Genomic DNA, 16,022 nt, shown 5'->3' on the forward strand with positions numbered 1-16,022 from the left:
GTGCGCCGGTCACAGGTCCAGGGGTTTCGCGCTCTCGCGACCCGGGACGGTACGCGGGCGGCGCGGAAAAGGGCCGACGCATTCGAACGGAGATGATCTCGTGCCCGAAGAGACGGCGGCGGTTCTCGCGATGTCCGGAGCGACGACTCCCGTCGCGGCCATGGCCACCAGCGCCTGGGACGAGGACGCGGAGAGCGAGGGCTCAGGAGGCGCGCCGTGACCGAGACGCCGGACCCCGCCCCCGCCGCCCCCGTATCGTCCCGGGACTCGGAGTCCACATGGTCGCAGGCGATCCAGAACGTGCATGTGGAGAGCGGCTACGGCTTCGGCACCATCGGCGCGGACATCCATGTCTTCGGCACGGGTGTCCCGCTGTACGTCCTGGAGGCGTGGGCTTCGCGGCCCCCGGTCGACCCCCCGTTCCTGAGGGAGCTGCCCAGCCGCATGCTCAACGCGCGCTTCGGGGTCGTACCCTTCACCGGCCGGCACACCGAGCTCGCCGAACTGCGGCAGTGGCGCGACTCCGGACCACGGCTCGCGGTCCGCTGGCTGCACGCCCCCGGGGGCCAGGGCAAGACACGGCTTGCCGACGAGTTCGCCGCCGCCACCGTCGAGCAGGGCTGGAAGGCGGCTACCGCGACCCACGGACCCGGCGCGGTACTGCCCGCGCCGGGCAGCCAGGACCTGCGACTGGACGGCGCTGGCGGCCTGCTCCTCGTCGTGGACTACGCGGACCGCTGGCCCCTGACCCATCTCACCTGGCTGATGAGCAACGTGCTGCTGCACCGCCCCGGTGTACGGACCCGGGTGCTCATGCTCGGACGTGGCACCGAAGGATGGCCGGCGGTGCGCGCCGCGCTCGGCAACCACCAGGCCGGCACCTCCTCGCAACAGCTGGCGCCGCTGGCGGAGACCGGCGCCGATGGCGCGACGGGCGGGCACCGCAGCGAGATGTTCCGGGCGGCGCGCGCCGGATTCGCCGCCTGCTACGGCGTTCCCCCGGACAGCGGCGCCCCGCCCGCTCTCGACGACCCCGGCTTCGGCCTGACACTGGCCCTCCACATGGCCGCGCTCGTCGGGGTCGACGCCCAAGCCGCGGGGACACGGCCCCCACACGGGCTGGAGGCACTGACCGTCTACCTGCTCGACCGGGAGCACCTGCACTGGGAGAATCTCTACGGGGACGACGCCCCCCGGCTCGACCCGCCCGAGCAGGACCCCTCGACACCGCCCGGTGTGATCAACCGGACGGTGTTCACCGCCACGCTGACCGGTCCCAGCAGCGTCCCGACCGGCTTCCAGGCTCTACGGGCGGCCGGCGTCCCCGGCGACCTCCACCGGGTTCTCGCCGACCATGCCCTCTGCTATCCGCCCGCGGATCCGACCCGGGGAACCGTCCTGGAGCCGCTGTACCCCGACCGGCTGGCGGAGGACTTCCTCGCCCTGACCCTTCCCGGGCACCGGGCCGACTATCCCGCGCGCGGCTGGGCGGCCCCGACGACGTCCGCGCTGCTGGAACGGGCCGGCACGCAGGCGCCCGCGCCTTGGACTCCACGCGCCGTCACCTTCCTCGCCTCCGCCGCCGCCCGATGGCCGCATGTAGGCAGCGGCCAGCTCTATCCGATGCTGGTCACCGATCCGCGGCTGGCCATGGAAGCGGGCAACTCCGCTCTTTTCCTGCTCGCGGGCCTGGCGGACATCGGGCCCGAGGTACTGGAAGCCGTCGCGTCCGCCTTCCCGGAGCACCGGGTCGTCGACCTCGATCCCGGGATCGCCAGGATCTGCCGCCGACTCGCTCCCCACCGGCTCGCCGCCGCACGGAGCCCCGCCGAGCGGGCCCGTATCCACGACCGGCTCGGGACCCGGCTGTTCCACGCCGGACTGCACGACGAAGCCCTCCGAGCCACCGAGACGGCCGTGCTGCTGTGGGCGGAGCTGGAGCGTCAGGACCCGGCCGCGTACCGGCAGAACTACGCTGCGGCACTGAGCGGCCTGTCGCTGCGGCTGTCCAACGTCGGCCGCGACGACGAAGCGGTACACCCCGCGCAACGCGCGGTCCTCGCCCGCCGCCTCCTGGCCCGGGCCGGACCCGCCGCCCACAAGGCCGCACTCGCGACCGCACTGAACAACCTCGGCTCCGCGATGACGGCGCTGGACAGCCGTGCCGAGGCCCTCGACCGGCATCGGGAGGCCGTGTCCATCTATCGGCGCCTGGTACGGGCCCGGCCGTCCGAGCACGAACCCGGGCTCGCCGAGTGCCTCAACGGTCTGGCCATCGCCTCGGCACGCGTCGGACGCAGGCGCAAGGCCCTGGCCCTGCAGCGCGAGTCGGTGAACATCTACCGACGTCTGAGCCGAGCCATGCCCGCCGCCTACGAGGCGGACCTGGCGAGCGCCCTGCACAACCTGGCCGCCTGTCACGACACGCGAAGACAACCGCGCCAGGCTGCGGAGACCCAGCACGAGGCACTGGAGATCCGGCGTCGGCTCGCCCTGTGCAACCTCGCCTCCATGGCCCCCGAACTCGCGGACTCCTGGAAGAACCTCTCCCACTACCTGATGCGTTCGGGCGACCGCACCGCGGCGCTCGCAGCGGCGGAACAAGCCGTGGAGATCTACCACCACCTCCTGGCAGAGCGGCCCGTCGCGCTGCACGGCCACTACCACCACATGCTGCGTGGACTCACGATCGTGCTCAATGCCCCCGGGCTCGCCCGGTCCGCCGAGGAACTGGCGGCCCGGACGGCGTCCACCGCACACGTCTCCTCCCGAAAGGCCACACGATGAACGAAGCCGGCATACAACGCCTGGCCGGTCTTCTCGGCCTCGCACTGGGAGCCCTTGCGGGCGCGCTTCTGGACGGGGCAACCGGCGCGGTCATCGGCGCCTTCGTGGGATATGTCGCCGCCGCGGATCTGCTGGGCGGCCTTCTCCTGCTGATGGAGGTGCCCTCTCTGCGCCGCAGAACGGCACCCGGCAGCATGGACAGAGAAGCCCTGGCCCTCGGCGCCCGCGGGGCCTGGGGCCTCGTCCTGACCGGAGCCGGGGCGTGCGGGGGCGCCCTGCTCGGACACCGCCTCGGGCCGACGGACTTCGCCCAGGCGGCCGGCGTGTTCGTCGGAATGGCACTGGGCTGCTCGCTGGCCACCGTCGTCGCCAAGACCTTCACCGTGGTCAAGATCGTCGACGGAGTCATGGTCTCGCTTTCCCGGCTGCTCGTCGGGGCGGCCGTGTGGGCTCTGCACACGGTATGGACGGGGCCCCTCTCCGCGCTGGCCGGAATAGTGCTGGGCGTTATCGCAGTGGCCCTCATCGGAGCCCTGCTCTTCGCGTACCGCCCCGGATACTGATCGGGCCGCCGCCGACCGCCTGGGGAAGGGCGCTGAGCCGAGCGGATTCCTCTTCAAGGAATCGGCCGCGCCCGAACAACGACGCATCTTCGCCGGCCGGTACGCCCCCCGGGCCCCTCCTGCGCCCCGACCTGCTGCCCTTCGTCCCCGACCTGGAAGGGATGCGTTTCCAGGTGCTCCACACCGACGACGCGGCCGACGCCTTCCGGCTGGCCGTGCTCCGTGACGTGCGCGGTCCGTTCAATCTGACGGCGGCTCCGGTCATCGACGCTTCCCTGCTGGCGGATCTGCTCGGCGCCCGGATCGTGCGGATCCCCAGAACGCTGGTACGCACCGTGCTCACGGCAGCCTGGCGGGTGCATGCCGTACCTGCCTCCCCGCACCTGTTCGACGCTGTCCTGAGGCTGCCCGTACTGAACTCCGGCCGGGCCCACGACGTGCTGGGCTGGCGGCCCACCCGCACGGCGGAAGACGCGCTGAACGCCTTCCTCCGAGGTGTACGCGCAGGCACGGGCGACGACACCGCACCTCTGGCCGGCCGAAGGATCGGCTGAGCCCACGCGGGCTGTGAGGGCGGGCGCAACCGGACCGGCCGACCCTGTTCGACGGAGGAAGGACAACCATGACGAGCAGTGAACAACCGCAGGACCCGAACGAACTCCACCCGCGACCCGACTTTCCCCAGCAGGAACAGGCGCATCCCGGATGGACCGGCCCCATGGATCCGCCGCCCGACCACGGCGAGGACTCCTACCGGGGGTCGGGCCTGCTCGACGGCCGAAAAGCGGTGATCACCGGGGGTGACTCCGGCATCGGCCGCGCGGTGTCGCTCGCCTTCGCACGCGAGGGCGCGGACGTGCTGCTGACCTACCTCCCCGAGGAGGAGGACGAAGCACAGGAGACTGCCCGCCTGGTGGAACACGCGGGCCGCAAGGCGGTGCCCGTGGCCTGCGACATCCGGGACGAGAAGCAGTGCCGCTCCCTCATCGAACGCGCCGTCTCCGAGTTCGGCCGGATCGACGTCCTGGTCAACAACGCGGCCTACCAGATGTCCCAGCCCGACGGGATCTCCGCCCTCCCCACCGAGCAGTTCGACCGTGTCGTGCGCACCAACCTCTACGGCATGTTCTGGCTGTGCAAAACCGCCCTGCCGCACATCCCGGCCGGCGGATCCATCATCAACACCACCTCGGTCCAGGCCTACAAGCCCAGCCCGCACCTGCTCGACTACGCGATGACCAAAGGGGCGATCATCACCTTCACCCAGGGCCTCGCCCAGATGCTGGCCCCCGACGGCATCCGCGTCAACGCCGTGGCCCCGGGCCCCGTCTGGACGCCCCTCATCCCGGCGACGATGCCCGACACCACCGAGTTCGGGAAACAGAGCCCACTGGGCCGCCCCGCGCAACCCGCCGAAATGGCACCCGCCTACGTCTTCCTCGCCTCGGCGAGCGCCTCGTTCATCACCGGCGAGATCATGAACGCCACCGGCGGCACGCCACTTCCCTGACCCTCGCGACATGCATCGTGTGCTTTCCATCAGGTCGATCAGAACGAGCACCACCCGATGTGCGCGCACTCGCTCTCGTCTGCACCCTGAACGCCTCACCGGCCCCTTCAAGCAGCCAGTACCTTGCCGAGCAGGTCATGGCCCAGTTCGCACGCCATGACGTACAGGGCGAGATCGTCCGGGTCGCCGACCACGACGTCCGCCCGGGGATCGGGGTGGACATGGGCGACGGCGACGCCTGGCCGGGCCTACGGGAGAGGGTTCTGGCCGCCGACATCCTCCTCATCGCCACACCCATCTGGCTCGGCCACCCCTCCAGCGTCTGTCAGCGGGTTCTAGGGCGCCTCAACGCCGAGTCCTCCGAGACCGACGATCAGGGCCGTCCGCACACCTACGGCAAGGTCGCCGCCGTCGCCGTCGTCGGCAACGAGGACGGCGCGCACAAGGTCAGCGCGGACGTGTTCCAGGGGCTCAACGACGTCGGCTTCTCCCTCGCCCCCGGAGCGGTCACGTACTGGGTCGGCGAAGCCATGCACGGCACCGACTACCAGGACCTCGACGAAACACCCGACGCCGTCGCGACAACCACCGAGGCCCTTGCCGCCAACACCGCCCACCTGGCACGGCTCCTGACCGAGCGCCCGTTCCCGGCAGTCTGACGGCCCGGGGCCCGCACATCAGCAGGCAGCGCAAGCAACCTCCGATCCAACGAACGACGGTGGCCTTCCCATGCTGAGAATCGGAATTCCTGTCCTGGGCGTCACAGACGTCGCTCGCGCAGGGGCCTTCTGGACCGCAGCGCTGCACCTGGACGTCTCCACGCGGTGGCACAGCGAAACGTGGCACACCCTCAGCCACCGAGACGGCAGGGGCCCGGCTCTCGGCCTGATGCACAGCGCCTCCCCAGCCGCGCGACGCAGGTGAGGCGGGCTGCCAGCGACACAGGCAGAGGGGGCGAGTTCCGTCATCAGCCGATGGGCTTCCAGCAGCAGTTCGCCCCCGACGGCCGCCGCTGATGGGTCCTGGCGGTGGAAGGTGTCGGTGAGTGAGCCGAGCGTGCTCCAGGCTTCCTTGAATGCTGCCTCGCGGCGTTCGGACGGCTCTCCGGCTCCGGTACCGGAGCCGGAGAGCCGTTCGGCTTCGATGGCGCAGATGTGGCCGGCCTGGCGCAGCACCTCGGACAGCAGCCGGAGGAAGTCCGGGGACGGCGGGGGAAGCTCCGTGTCGTCGTTGATCGTCTTGAGCGTGCGGGTGAGGGCCAGGACGCAGGTGCAGACACGACCCCACCGGGTGTCCTCGGCGAACGGCGGAGGCTTCGGGCCCGTGCGCCGCAGTCGGCCTCCCGGGTTCCAGCGCGACCCCTCCATGGCCCAGCGGCGGGCCTCGCTCACGTTCTGCAGCGACACGGTGAGGCCCCCGGCCCCGTGATGCCACCTCTCGGACTTCTCCAGCCCGTCCTCCTCGCGGAGGCCTTCCGCGATGGCGCCGAGCACGTCCGCCGTCTCCCGCGCGAGACGGACGAGACGGTCGCGCACGCTGCGCAGGTGGACGGGCGGGAGAACGAACGCGTTGACCAGCAGACCGATCACCGCACCGATCAGCGTCTCCAGAAGCCGGTGCCCCACCGTGGACGTGCTGGACACCCCACCGGTGATCACGAAAAGCGCCGTGGTGGCACCGTAGATGCCCTGGCTCCCGAAGCGCCGGTAGTTGCCGAGCAGCAACATGAACGGCAACGTGAGCAGCATGGCGGCCATGGTCTGGTCACGTGTGAAGGCCATCGCCACGGATGCCCACAGGGTGCCCAGGGCGATGATGGCGAACTGCTGGATCCCCGTGCGCACCGACTGGTACACCGTGCTTCCGACCATCGCGATCGCCGTCCACGGAGCCAACAGGGCCATCGGCGCCTGGAACCACCAACCGCTCACCGCCCACGCAGCTATCGCCGCCCCCGCTGCCTTCAGCGACTGGACGAGCGTGTCCCGCTCCGGACCGGCCTCCACACACGCGCTGCGGACCGACCGGCGCACCTCCGCCCACTCCAGGCCCGCCCACCGCCAAGCGGCCATCCACCACACCTCCCGCGCCACGCCATTCCCTTTCGAGCGTCGTCGCATCAACTGCCCCACCTCTCGTGCCCCCGGGGAGAGGCAGAGAACAGCGCCGCGGCCAACTGCCTCCGACCGTGGGTGAACGCGGAGAGAGGTGGCCAGCCACGAGAAGGAACCCACCAGCACCGTCTCACCGAACGCCAGGAGTGCGACGCCGTTGCGCCTTCGCGAGACCTGGGCGGCACATTTCACCACGTACCGCTGGTGCGGATGATCTCGAAGCACCACGCACGGTCACCGCCAAGAGCCGCATCCTCACCCCCGCCACCCGGTAATCCGCGCCTCCGCCGCCGGTGCCGCCCTGACCATGGGCCTTCCGTAGATCGAGGCCCCCGGGCTTTCGCGGGTGGCGGCGGGTCGTTGCCCACCGGATGGGTCCTGCCCCCCCCCGGTCGCGCGGCGGGTCCAGGACGTCGAGGACCCGGGCCACGGTCGCCATGCCGTCGATGCACCCGTCGCAGCCGACGCCGTCCAACGGCCGTTCCCCGTAGCGCTGGTGGGCGCGCAGGAAGCTGTCCACCCCGGCGATGTGCACCCAGCACAACAGGTGCGGGTCGGCCGCGTGGCACGGCTCACCGGAGGACGAGATTCCACGCACCCCCTCGCATCCGCGCGCCCGGATTGAACTCGTGTGCTGTCTGCCGATCAGGGCACTTCTGGCATATTTTCGTGTCTTATCTGACTTTTACGATGATTCATGGCATCCCTTAGGCGATCAGGTGATCAGTACGACAATCATCTCGGCTTGAAGGAGCCTTCATGCGCATCCCCAGTTCCCTCCGCTCCCGCAGCGTCCGTGCGGGCACCAAGGTGGCCGTGGCAGTCGCGGTCACCGGCGCCACCCTGGCCGGTGCACCCGCCGCCTACGCCCTCCCCGGCGACAGCGGTGACATCGACATCCGCTCGGTCAGCTGGCACTCGCGTGGTGACCGCGACGGGGTCGAGGTCTGCAAGTTCGTCCTGTCGGCAAGCAACTTCGAGTCGTTCCCCTCGGTCCCCTGGACGATCACCGAGCAGCCCCCTACGGTGCCGCCTGGCACCACCCTGATGGACAGACTTCCGCTCATCAACGGCAGTGCGCGCAGTGAGCAGTACCTGCTCCCGGAAGGCACGTACCAGCTGGTGTGGGTCGTCCCGGCGGGCCCGAAGCAGAAGAGCTTCAAGGTCGAGTGCCCCGACCGCGGGCACGGCGGCGGCAAGCCTCACAAGCCGCAGAGGCCCATCGGCTCGGTCCCCGCGGGTGGCGGCGGTGTCCCGGACATGGAGCCCATCAGCTCCGAGAGCGACTCGAACGTCGGAGCCGCCGCCGCGCTGGCCGCCGGGGCCGCAGGAGCCGCGGGCCTGATCATGATGCGCCGGTCCGCACGTCGCCGTGCCCGTGGCGACGCGTAACGTCCGCTGCCGACGGCGACGACGAGGACCGACGCGCGCGTGCCGTCTCACCATGACGCTGTGCGTGACGTTCTCTCTGGTGGCCGGCATCGTCTGGGTGTCCTCGGACTCCTCCGAGGACACCCGGACGGTCACCGCCGCCCACGGTGGCGACGCCGCGGGCGGCGGGAGGGAGCCGTTTCGACGGGCACCGCACAGACCGGAAAAGCACGTGCCCGCCTCGCACGCTCCCCTGGTGCCCTCCCGCCCGCTGAAGGTCGCCATTCCCGCCATCTTCATCGAGGCGGCGGTCACCGGACTCGGCCTCGACAAGAAGGGCCGGCTCGAAGCCCCCCCATTGAGCAAGCCCAAGCTGACAGGCTGGTACGAGAAGGGGCCGTCGCCCGGTGAGGACGGCACGGCCCTGCTCGTGGGCCACCGGGACACCAAGACCGGCCCCGCCATCTTCCTCAACCTCAACGCACTGCGCCGGGGCGACAAGGTCAACGTGTCGCGCGCGGACCGCAAAACCGCAGTGTTCACGGTGGACGCGGTGAAGACCTACACGAAGGACAAGTTCCCCGACGACAAGGTGTACGGGGAGACAGGGCGGCCCGAACTCCGGCTGCTGACCTGCGGCGGGCGCTTCGACGAGAAGGCCGGATACTCGGCGAATGTCGTGGTCTTCGCCCACCTCACGTCACTGAAGAAGGCGGCCTGAACACCGCGCTCATGCGGCCGGTACCTCGGGGACAAGGTACCGGCCGCCCTCACGACCGAAGCGGAGCGGTGAGCATGCCCGGGTAGCACTCCCGGCCCGGGCCGATCTGACCGGGGTGCCCTGGAGGGGTGAGGCAATGGACCAGCCCGAGTTCGGTCCTGCCGTCGCTCTCGGCGCGACGCCGGGCATCGAGGCGGCAGTACGACTGCGCCGCCGCCGAACGCCACCGAGGCGGTCTGCCGCCGACCCTGCACATCAGCCGCCGTGACCCGCGCTCCGGTCGTCCCCGGAGCGGGATGACCGGCCCTGGTTACCGTGCCCCTTCATCTGATGAGGGGAGAGCCGCTCGCCTTCCGCACCGAAGTCGTCGGCCGCGCGACCGTCTCCCCGCGGGATCGAGGACGGCGTCGTGGGGGGCACCGGCTGCTCTTCCGGACGCGGTGGCCGGCTCCTGCCCCTGCGACTCCGCCAGATGACGGAGCCGATCAGCAGGGCCACCACGACGAGCCCCACGATGAACGGAACGGTTCCGCCCGCCCACTCCTTGGCAGCGATACTGACTCCGTCAGCGTGTTCATTTCCGAGCCACATCGGCATGGCAAACACCTGCTTCCTTCCTTGAGGGACGACCGGAGGCGGCCCCAGCCACCCGGTTCCCCAACGCGCCGGTCTCAGTCCTCCCCGCGTCGGTGAGGAAGGCGAACATGTGGTCCTGAAGACAGGTGAGTACGGCCTACGTCTCGTTTCCTGACGTGGTAAGCCGCTTACGGTTCAGGTCGATCAGGTGGTCGCCGAAGCCGCCTTGTGCGCGCGGTGTCCTGCGGGCCGACGTGGTGACGGGGGAATCCGCGGTGCGCAGGATGCGCGCCCCGGTGCTCTTCAGTGCGGCGACCAGGAGGCGGTCCTCATGGAGCGGGGCCGCCGGGAAGCCGCCTGCCGCTGCGTAGGCTCGACTGCTGACGCCGAGATTCGCACCGTGCACATGCGGGTGCTGCCACGGGCGGCCCGCCGGGGGACGGGACATCTCGTAGAGGTGGTGGTGGCGGACGGCCAGATCGGTCATGTGAGGTGGCCAGTGGTCTACGGTCACGGTGCCGACGACGGCGTCCCAGCCTTCGGCGGCGCGAGCCGCCTGATGGGCGAGCCAGTCCGGCCGCACCATGCTGTCGGCGTCGGTGGAAGCGATCCACACACCGCCCGGGGTGTCGCCGAGCGCGCTGAGCGCGGCTCGCACGCCTGCGGCGCGGGCCCGGCCGACGTTGCGGTAGCGGACTGGTACGACGTGAGCGCCCGCGGCGCGGGAGACAGCGGCGGTGGCATCCGTGCAGCAGTCGGCCACGACCACCGTGAGCACGCGCACCGACCCGATGGCGGCATGCACGGCCGCCGCGCCCACCGCTTCCAATGCGGTCGGCAGCAGGACTTCTTCGTCGCGGGCCGGGATCACGACGGCGATCGCTCCGATGCCGCGCGATGCGGTCATACGAGGCCCTCGCGGGCGGCGGGAGAGGGCGCCGCGGTGCCGTCGGGGCTGTTGCGCTCGTACACCTGGAGCACGAAGTCGTCCTCACGGTGGTCGGCCGTCAGGGTCAGCCCCGGAACCGAGCCGACGGTACGGGCGAGCGTGCTGCCTGTTCCGTGGTGGTCGGGCACCGGGTGGTTCCAGTGCACCGTGACCAGGGTGCCGCCCGGCTCCAGGGCGTCGACCGCGAGGTCCAGGACGCTCTGGAGGGTGGAGGTGTCGAAGTAGTAGAGCAGCTCGGACAGGACGACGAGATCGAAGTGGCCGGGCGGCCATCGGCCGGGAACGGCCAGATGGTGCACGTCCACATGAGGGAAGGCGGACGTGCGCCGGCGTGCGGTGGCGACCGCGGATTCCACCCGGTCGCAGGCCACCACCCGGTCACACCGCTCGGCCAGGCGGACCGTCAGCTCGCCCACGGAACAGGCGGGTTCGAAGGCGCGACGGTAGCGGGGCAGGGGCAGGCTCGCCACGGTGAGGTCGTACTTGCGGCGCTCGTACCAGCGCTCGGCAAGGTGCCAGGGGTCAGGAGCGTCGCGGTACATGCCCTCGAAGTACGCGGCAGGGGTGCCTTCCCCGGAGACGTCCGGTGTGTGCTGTGCGTCGTTCACCGGAACACCACCTCCCGGTCGCGCAGATGATGCGCCAACTCCTCCGGAGGCAGGACCGCCGCGTCGTCCCTGCCCGGGCCGAGGGGCGCGGTCTGGCTGACGAACCGCCTCACCGCGGCCCGCTTCCGGCCCAAGACCTCCGGGGGCAGCCGGATGAGGGCGGCGCGCCGCCAGGGCACCCTGGGGTCGTCCGGCGCGGCCCAGTGCCACATCCACACCGGATAGAGCCAGCAGGCGACGCCCGCTGAAGCTGCCGCGCACACGGCTGCCCGCCCGGCCGCCTCGTGGTCGCCGTGCACATCACCGGTCCACGGCGCGACGACCAGGTCCGCACCGGCCGCCAGGCCCGCGATCCGGGCCGCGACCTCGTCCTCGTACGCCTCAACCCGCGTATCGGGGACTTCCAGCCGAACGACGGTCGCGTCCGTGGCCCCGAGCTCGGCCAGCGCCGCCCTCGTCTCGGCCGTACGCAGCTCAGCGAGGTCGCGCGCGGTCATCACATCGCTGCCCGGGTGGGAGCCCTCACCATCGGTGACGGCCACCACGGTCACTTCCGTACCGGAGGCCGAGAGCAGCGCGATCGCGCCGCCGAAACCGAGCACCTCGTCGTCCGGGTGAGCAGCGACCACCACAACACGGCCGAATGGCCCCAGAGGAGTTTCCGGAAGGCCGGCCCAGCCCGGCCATGCCTGCCATACCGCCTCCGGGGTACCGGGAGCCTGGATCGGATCGGCGAAACCGTCGTCCGAGGTGGCTGTCATCGCTCGCCCTCCGGCCTGGCCAGGAGCGCGCCGAGCCCGGCCATATCGCGTTCGCCATGGTGCTGCCGGATGTACACGCTCAGGTCGGCCACGGTGCGGGCGTGCGCAGCGTCATGACAGAGCGGCCCCGCTCCGGTCGCCCGGCCCACGTGATCCAGTACCTCCCGGCACACCGACTCGACGAACCCCCGCACCCGCATCGCCCGCAGCCGGGCCTCTCCCCGCTCGTCCAGGGGGTCCGCGTCGATCTCCTCGGCCGCCCGCTCCAGGAGCGCCCCGGCCGCGTACAGCTGGACGTCCACCGCCCCCAGGTGGGCATCGGTGTGCGGCTCGGTCCTCCCTGCGGCTGCCTCGCGCAGCACCCGGGAAGCCGCCACCGCCCCACCGTGCCAACACGCGGCGACCCCGATCCCTCCGTGCCAGAACCCCGGCCTGCGCACATATGCCTCAGGCCCGCCGACCGCGGTTGCCGGGACGTCCGTGAACCGCACGTCCGGGGTGTCACTGCCCGCCATGCCCACGGCCTGCCAGGTGCCTTCGACCGGCCGGCAGCCGGCTCCGTCCACTCGGGCCGCGAAGAGCCGCCGCGACTCGCCCTCCCGTGCGGTGACCAGGGCGTGGCTGCAGCTGTGCGCGCCGGAGCAGTACTGCTTCAGTCCGTTCAGTACCCAGCCCGCGCCCTTCTGGACTGCGGTGAGGCCCTCGCCCGGCGGCTCGGCCGCCCACACACCCCACAGCCGGCCCGGTGACGGCGGTGATCCCTCCAGCTCCGCGAGGATGGCTACGGCGTCGACATGCCCCTCGACCAGGCGCGCCGTGCACAGACCGGACTCGGCGACGCCCCGCAGGGCCGCGAACCGCTCACCGGTGAGCCCGGAACCAGGCAGTGGGAAACTCAGCTGCCCGCTCTCGATGCGACTGACCGTGTCGGCGAACTCCTCCGCCACCGTTGCCGCCTCGACGGTCAGAGCAGGAACTGCTGGCATGATTCGGACTCCTTCACGACTGACGAGCAGGTCCGGCAAAGCCGGCTCTCCCACGATGACTCGACCCCCGGTCCGCATTACGCGCCCCCGCCCCACGGTGATGGCCCCTCCCTGTGCCCCTCTCACCAGGAACAAAACACCTTCGGTCACACAGTCACACAGTCACACAGGATTGATCGTATGGACGGAAACGCAGGCAGCACCTGATCAAGGAGCATCTCGGCGGCCCGACGAACACGGTGTGCCTCGACGCCGGCCCACGGGCCCCGCGCGCCCCAGTCGCTCGATGAGCATGTCCTGGGTCACCGGGTCGAGCGTCTCGGTGGCCTGCACCGCCTCGCGGTGGTCCTTGACTACGGACGGGTGGACGAGGTCGAGGGCACCAAGGTGCTCGATGGCCTCGCCACGGCCCATCGGATAGTCGTTCCAGGTGCGCCCGTCGACCAAGGCCCCAGGTGTTCCCTCGGCTGCGCCACCGAGGGTCGATCAGCCGAGGTCTGGGCGATTCGTCGGATGCCGGTGTGCGGCCTGGCTCTGCGGACCGGCGTCCAGCAGACGGCGCCACACGTCGCCGACAGTCCGCTCGGTTCTCTCGTCAGGCAGCAGCTCAACACTGTTGATCCACCCCGCCGTGGCGCTCGGGCGGGCCGCCCGCAGCGTCAGGTCTGCTGCCTCGCGCCGGTACGCCTGTCCGCCGCCCTGCCGCTCGTCCGCCACCTGATGCCTTTCCGATGGAGCCGGAGCGTCGGTGATGATCCGTCCGTCTAGTGCATTGCTGACCAGGGCGTCATCGATCCGGCGCGTCGCAGCATCCCCTGCAACTGTTGGGCGGGGCCCTGTTGCTCTCCGTGCAGGGCGTTGAGGACGATCAGACCACCGGTGAGAGCCGGAAGTACCCACTGAACCAGGGCGAGGTCGTGCTGAGCCTTGTCGGCGTCGATGGGGTGCTTCGCCGCTCTGTCGAAGTCTGCGGGGTCATCGGATGAGGCGAGTTCGATCTTCTTGCCCAGAACGCGGCTGTAGGCGGTGGCGGCCAGGGCGGCACCGGTGAGCACCGTCTTGGCGATGGTGGACGCAGCCACGCCTTTCTGCGTGGCCACGCGGGTGGCATTCGCGCCCAGGAGTCCGGTGCTGCCGACCAGGTGCACGGCGATCGCCGCGGCGTTGACCGGAGTCCACCTCGCCCAGCCGACGCTCGCGATCCGCGCGGTGTTCCGCCACGTACCGCCCTCGGCTCCAGCCGCGCTGTTCAGACCGACCGCGCCCATCAGCGAGCCGCCGAACCAAGCCGCCAACCCCAGATCGTGCATGCTGCGCAGGACGGTGTTGCGCTCCGACATCTGAAGCTCCTCAGGATCAGGACCGGCGACACGGACTGGTGTGCCGGCCGTGCCTCCACCGTCACCCGTGCCCGGCACGCGCGCACGTCGGATGCTGCGGATGCTGCGGATGCACAATCCATCGAGCGGACCGTACGCGAGGGCCGGGCAGGCCGCGCCGGAACCACAGGAACCTGCGGACAGCCGCCGCGGCGGCGGGGTGCACTTTCGACCCTGCCGCGCTCCCGAACGCTGAGCGCGCTCGGACCGACGTGGCGGCTCGCGGCCGGGATTTTCGCTTTTCGGCCGATGGGTCACCTCTTCGATGCCGATTCGGCCGGGTCCTCCCGGGCGCGGGCCGGAGAGCACCGCGGGTCGGTGATGCGCACCCGCCCGTAACCGCGCGCCCTCGATCGTGGAGGTGGACATGGCCAGTGCACTTCAGCGGGAGGACCGCCCCGTCGCGGAATCCCTGTGCCTCGACGATCTCCTGGACATCCTGCGCGATCTGGCCCTCGGGGGCCGGCTGATCGCCCGTCCCGGTGACGGCCGGGTACACGTGCGGGGGGTCACGCTCGACAGTACCGACGTCGCGCCCGGCGACCTGTTCGCCGGCCTGCCCGGAAGGCTCCGGCACGGCGCCGACTACGCCGGCCGGGCCGCCGAGGCCGGCGCCGTAGCCCTGCTCAGCGACCGTCCTGACCTCAGCCTTCCCTCTCTGGTCGTCGAGCACCCCCGCCAGGTACTCGGTGCCCTCAGCGCCCGGCTGTACGGCGATCCCTCCCATGCCCTGTCCGTGTACGGGGTCACGGGAGCCAACGGGAAGACGAGCACCAATCACCTGCTCGCCGCGGGGCTGAAGGCCGCCGGCCACCGGGTCGGGCTGGCCGGCAGCCTGGAGACCCGCGTACCGGGCGAGGTCGGCCGACCCTCCGAACGCACCACGGCCGAGGCGCCGTCCCTCCAGCGGCTGCTGGCCCGCACACGCCAAGCGGGCGGCACGGACATGGTGCTGGAGGTCTCCAGTCACGCCCTGGAGCTTGCGCGGGTGAACGGCACACGCTTTCGCGTCGCCGTCTTCACCAACCTCAGCCCGGACCACCTGGACCTGCACGGCGACCTCGAGCGGTACTACGCCGCCAAGGCCTCCCTGTTCACGCCGGACCGGTGCGAACACGCCGTGGTCAACGTCGGCGACCCTCACGGACACCGCCTGGCCAACGAGATGCTCTGCCCCCTCAGCACCTTCACCATGGGCTCGGAACCAGCCGACTGGAGCGCCCGCACCATCCGCGCCGACGCTGGCGGCACCCGCTTTCGCCTACGAGGGCCAGGATGCGACCGGGAGGTCCGGCTGCGGCTGCTCGGCGCCCATCAGGCCGATAACGCGGTGGCCGCGGCTGTGGCCCTGGCCGTCGGCGGAGTGGATTTCGGCGCAGCACTTCGGGGCATGGAGAACCTGGCCTCGGTCCACCGCCGAAAGCCCCCACAGCGAGAATCCCGCAACGCTGCGCGACGCCGTCGCAGCCGGCGCACGGAAGCATGCTCGGGCCTCGGTTCACGTCGAACCCGACCGGCGACGCGCGCTCCTTCTGGCGGTATCCGCCGCCCGTCCCGGCGACGTGGTCGTGGTCGCCGGACGCGGTGCGGACCAACTGCGGACCTCCGTCGGCGGCTCCCGCCCCTTCGATGACCGGGCCGCCCTGTACAGCGCTCTTCGCCGGCAGATCGCGACGTCCCGTTCGGACGGCGCTGAG

Annotated in this window: 14 protein-coding genes and 3 pseudogenes; 8 read left to right on the forward strand and 9 right to left on the reverse strand. The window is 71.0% G+C overall.

Translation table 11 applies throughout. The features are described from left to right. Positions 1-216: 216 nt before the first annotated feature. From ACIRJT_RS26000 to ACIRJT_RS26020, 5 genes and pseudogenes are all read left to right on the forward strand, one after another. The gene (locus tag ACIRJT_RS26000) at positions 217-2,787 is read left to right on the forward strand and encodes a tetratricopeptide repeat protein (protein ID WP_403913367.1); all 2,571 of its coding nucleotides are present in this window, start codon (positions 217-219) and stop codon (positions 2,785-2,787) included. Beyond that, positions 2,784-3,350, forward strand: coding sequence for a hypothetical protein (locus tag ACIRJT_RS26005; RefSeq protein ID WP_403913369.1), 567 nt, complete (start codon positions 2,784-2,786; stop codon positions 3,348-3,350). The genes ACIRJT_RS26000 and ACIRJT_RS26005 overlap by 4 nt, the downstream gene beginning before the upstream one ends. 40 nt (positions 3,351-3,390) lie before the next feature. Beyond that, a pseudogene (locus tag ACIRJT_RS26010) lies at positions 3,391-3,904 on the forward strand (NAD-dependent epimerase); the annotation flags it as partial. A 68-nt stretch (positions 3,905-3,972) separates the two neighbouring features. Then, a complete protein-coding gene (locus ACIRJT_RS26015; RefSeq protein WP_403913371.1) occupies positions 3,973-4,860 on the forward strand; it encodes an SDR family oxidoreductase in 888 nt (295 codons plus the stop codon). 59 nt (positions 4,861-4,919) lie between these two features. After that, a complete protein-coding gene (locus tag ACIRJT_RS26020) occupies positions 4,920-5,519 on the forward strand; it encodes a flavodoxin family protein (protein WP_403913373.1) in 600 nt (199 codons plus the stop codon). An 18-nt stretch (positions 5,520-5,537) separates the two neighbouring features. On the opposite strand, the gene ACIRJT_RS26025 is transcribed toward ACIRJT_RS26020, so the two are convergent. Then, the gene (locus ACIRJT_RS26025; protein WP_403913375.1) at positions 5,538-6,932 is read right to left on the reverse strand and encodes an aromatic acid exporter family protein; all 1,395 of its coding nucleotides are present in this window, start codon (positions 6,930-6,932) and stop codon (positions 5,538-5,540) included. Between the two features lie 430 nt (positions 6,933-7,362). Next, a pseudogene (locus ACIRJT_RS26030) lies at positions 7,363-7,578 on the reverse strand (oxygenase MpaB family protein); the annotation flags it as partial. Between the two features lie 155 nt (positions 7,579-7,733). Between ACIRJT_RS26030 and ACIRJT_RS26035 the strand changes: the two are divergent. Both ACIRJT_RS26035 and ACIRJT_RS26040 read left to right on the forward strand, forming a co-directional pair. Then, a complete protein-coding gene (locus tag ACIRJT_RS26035) occupies positions 7,734-8,366 on the forward strand; it encodes a hypothetical protein (RefSeq protein ID WP_403913378.1) in 633 nt (210 codons plus the stop codon). A gap of 52 nt (positions 8,367-8,418) precedes the next feature. Beyond that, positions 8,419-9,066, forward strand: coding sequence for a class F sortase (locus ACIRJT_RS26040; RefSeq protein ID WP_403913381.1), 648 nt, complete (start codon positions 8,419-8,421; stop codon positions 9,064-9,066). A 255-nt stretch (positions 9,067-9,321) separates the two neighbouring features. Here the strand turns inward: ACIRJT_RS26040 and ACIRJT_RS26045 are convergent, their stop codons facing one another. The 7 genes and pseudogenes from ACIRJT_RS26045 to ACIRJT_RS26075 form a co-directional block, all read right to left on the reverse strand. Continuing rightward, entirely contained in the window at positions 9,322-9,663 is a 342-nt protein-coding gene (locus ACIRJT_RS26045) for a DUF6479 family protein (RefSeq protein ID WP_403913384.1), read from the reverse strand. 136 nt (positions 9,664-9,799) lie between these two features. Continuing rightward, the gene (locus ACIRJT_RS26050) at positions 9,800-10,549 is read right to left on the reverse strand and encodes a glycosyltransferase (RefSeq protein WP_403913386.1); all 750 of its coding nucleotides are present in this window, start codon (positions 10,547-10,549) and stop codon (positions 9,800-9,802) included. Beyond that, positions 10,546-11,133 (reverse strand): class I SAM-dependent methyltransferase, encoded by a 588-nt coding sequence (locus tag ACIRJT_RS26055; RefSeq protein ID WP_403913653.1) that lies wholly within the window; start codon positions 11,131-11,133, stop codon positions 10,546-10,548. The genes ACIRJT_RS26050 and ACIRJT_RS26055 overlap by 4 nt, the downstream gene beginning before the upstream one ends. Positions 11,134-11,195: 62 nt before the next feature. Next, the gene (locus ACIRJT_RS26060) at positions 11,196-11,960 is read right to left on the reverse strand and encodes a PIG-L deacetylase family protein (protein WP_403913389.1); all 765 of its coding nucleotides are present in this window, start codon (positions 11,958-11,960) and stop codon (positions 11,196-11,198) included. Next, the gene (locus tag ACIRJT_RS26065; protein ID WP_403913392.1) at positions 11,957-12,946 is read right to left on the reverse strand and encodes an acyl-CoA dehydrogenase; all 990 of its coding nucleotides are present in this window, start codon (positions 12,944-12,946) and stop codon (positions 11,957-11,959) included. The genes ACIRJT_RS26060 and ACIRJT_RS26065 overlap by 4 nt, the downstream gene beginning before the upstream one ends. A 276-nt stretch (positions 12,947-13,222) precedes the next feature. Next, a pseudogene (locus ACIRJT_RS26070) lies at positions 13,223-13,432 on the reverse strand (DNA starvation/stationary phase protection protein); the annotation flags it as partial. Between the two features lie 278 nt (positions 13,433-13,710). Next, on the reverse strand, positions 13,711-14,286 hold the full coding sequence (locus tag ACIRJT_RS26075) for a hypothetical protein (RefSeq protein ID WP_403913395.1): 576 nt from the start codon (positions 14,284-14,286) through the stop codon (positions 13,711-13,713). 406 nt (positions 14,287-14,692) lie between these two features. Here ACIRJT_RS26075 and ACIRJT_RS26080 point away from each other — a divergent pair, with 406 nt between their 5' ends. Then, on the forward strand, positions 14,693-15,958 hold the full coding sequence (locus ACIRJT_RS26080; RefSeq protein ID WP_403913398.1) for a Mur ligase family protein: 1,266 nt from the start codon (positions 14,693-14,695) through the stop codon (positions 15,956-15,958). The last annotated feature ends 64 nt before the right edge of the window (positions 15,959-16,022 follow it).

The sequence above is a fragment of the Streptomyces sp. NPDC102283 genome, assembly GCF_044766265.1.
Taxonomy (GTDB): Bacteria; Actinomycetota; Actinomycetes; order Streptomycetales; family Streptomycetaceae; genus Streptomyces.

Coding starts and splice junctions, on each gene's coding strand:
- ACIRJT_RS26005 (WP_403913369.1), top strand. CDS start 2,784: ATGAACGAAGCCGGCATACAACGCCTGGCCGGTCTTCTCGGCCTCGCA.
- ACIRJT_RS26015 (WP_403913371.1), top strand. CDS start 3,973: ATGACGAGCAGTGAACAACCGCAGGACCCGAACGAACTCCACCCGCGA.
- ACIRJT_RS26025 (WP_403913375.1), bottom strand. CDS start 6,932: ATGGCCGCTTGGCGGTGGGCGGGCCTGGAGTGGGCGGAGGTGCGCCGG.
- ACIRJT_RS26035 (WP_403913378.1), top strand. CDS start 7,734: ATGCGCATCCCCAGTTCCCTCCGCTCCCGCAGCGTCCGTGCGGGCACC.
- ACIRJT_RS26040 (WP_403913381.1), top strand. CDS start 8,419: ATGACGCTGTGCGTGACGTTCTCTCTGGTGGCCGGCATCGTCTGGGTG.
- ACIRJT_RS26045 (WP_403913384.1), bottom strand. CDS start 9,663: ATGCCGATGTGGCTCGGAAATGAACACGCTGACGGAGTCAGTATCGCT.
- ACIRJT_RS26050 (WP_403913386.1), bottom strand. CDS start 10,549: ATGACCGCATCGCGCGGCATCGGAGCGATCGCCGTCGTGATCCCGGCC.
- ACIRJT_RS26055 (WP_403913653.1), bottom strand. CDS start 11,133: ATGTACCGCGACGCTCCTGACCCCTGGCACCTTGCCGAGCGCTGGTAC.
- ACIRJT_RS26060 (WP_403913389.1), bottom strand. CDS start 11,960: ATGACAGCCACCTCGGACGACGGTTTCGCCGATCCGATCCAGGCTCCC.
- ACIRJT_RS26065 (WP_403913392.1), bottom strand. CDS start 12,946: ATGCCAGCAGTTCCTGCTCTGACCGTCGAGGCGGCAACGGTGGCGGAG.
- ACIRJT_RS26075 (WP_403913395.1), bottom strand. CDS start 14,286: ATGTCGGAGCGCAACACCGTCCTGCGCAGCATGCACGATCTGGGGTTG.
- ACIRJT_RS26080 (WP_403913398.1), top strand. CDS start 14,693: ATGGCCAGTGCACTTCAGCGGGAGGACCGCCCCGTCGCGGAATCCCTG.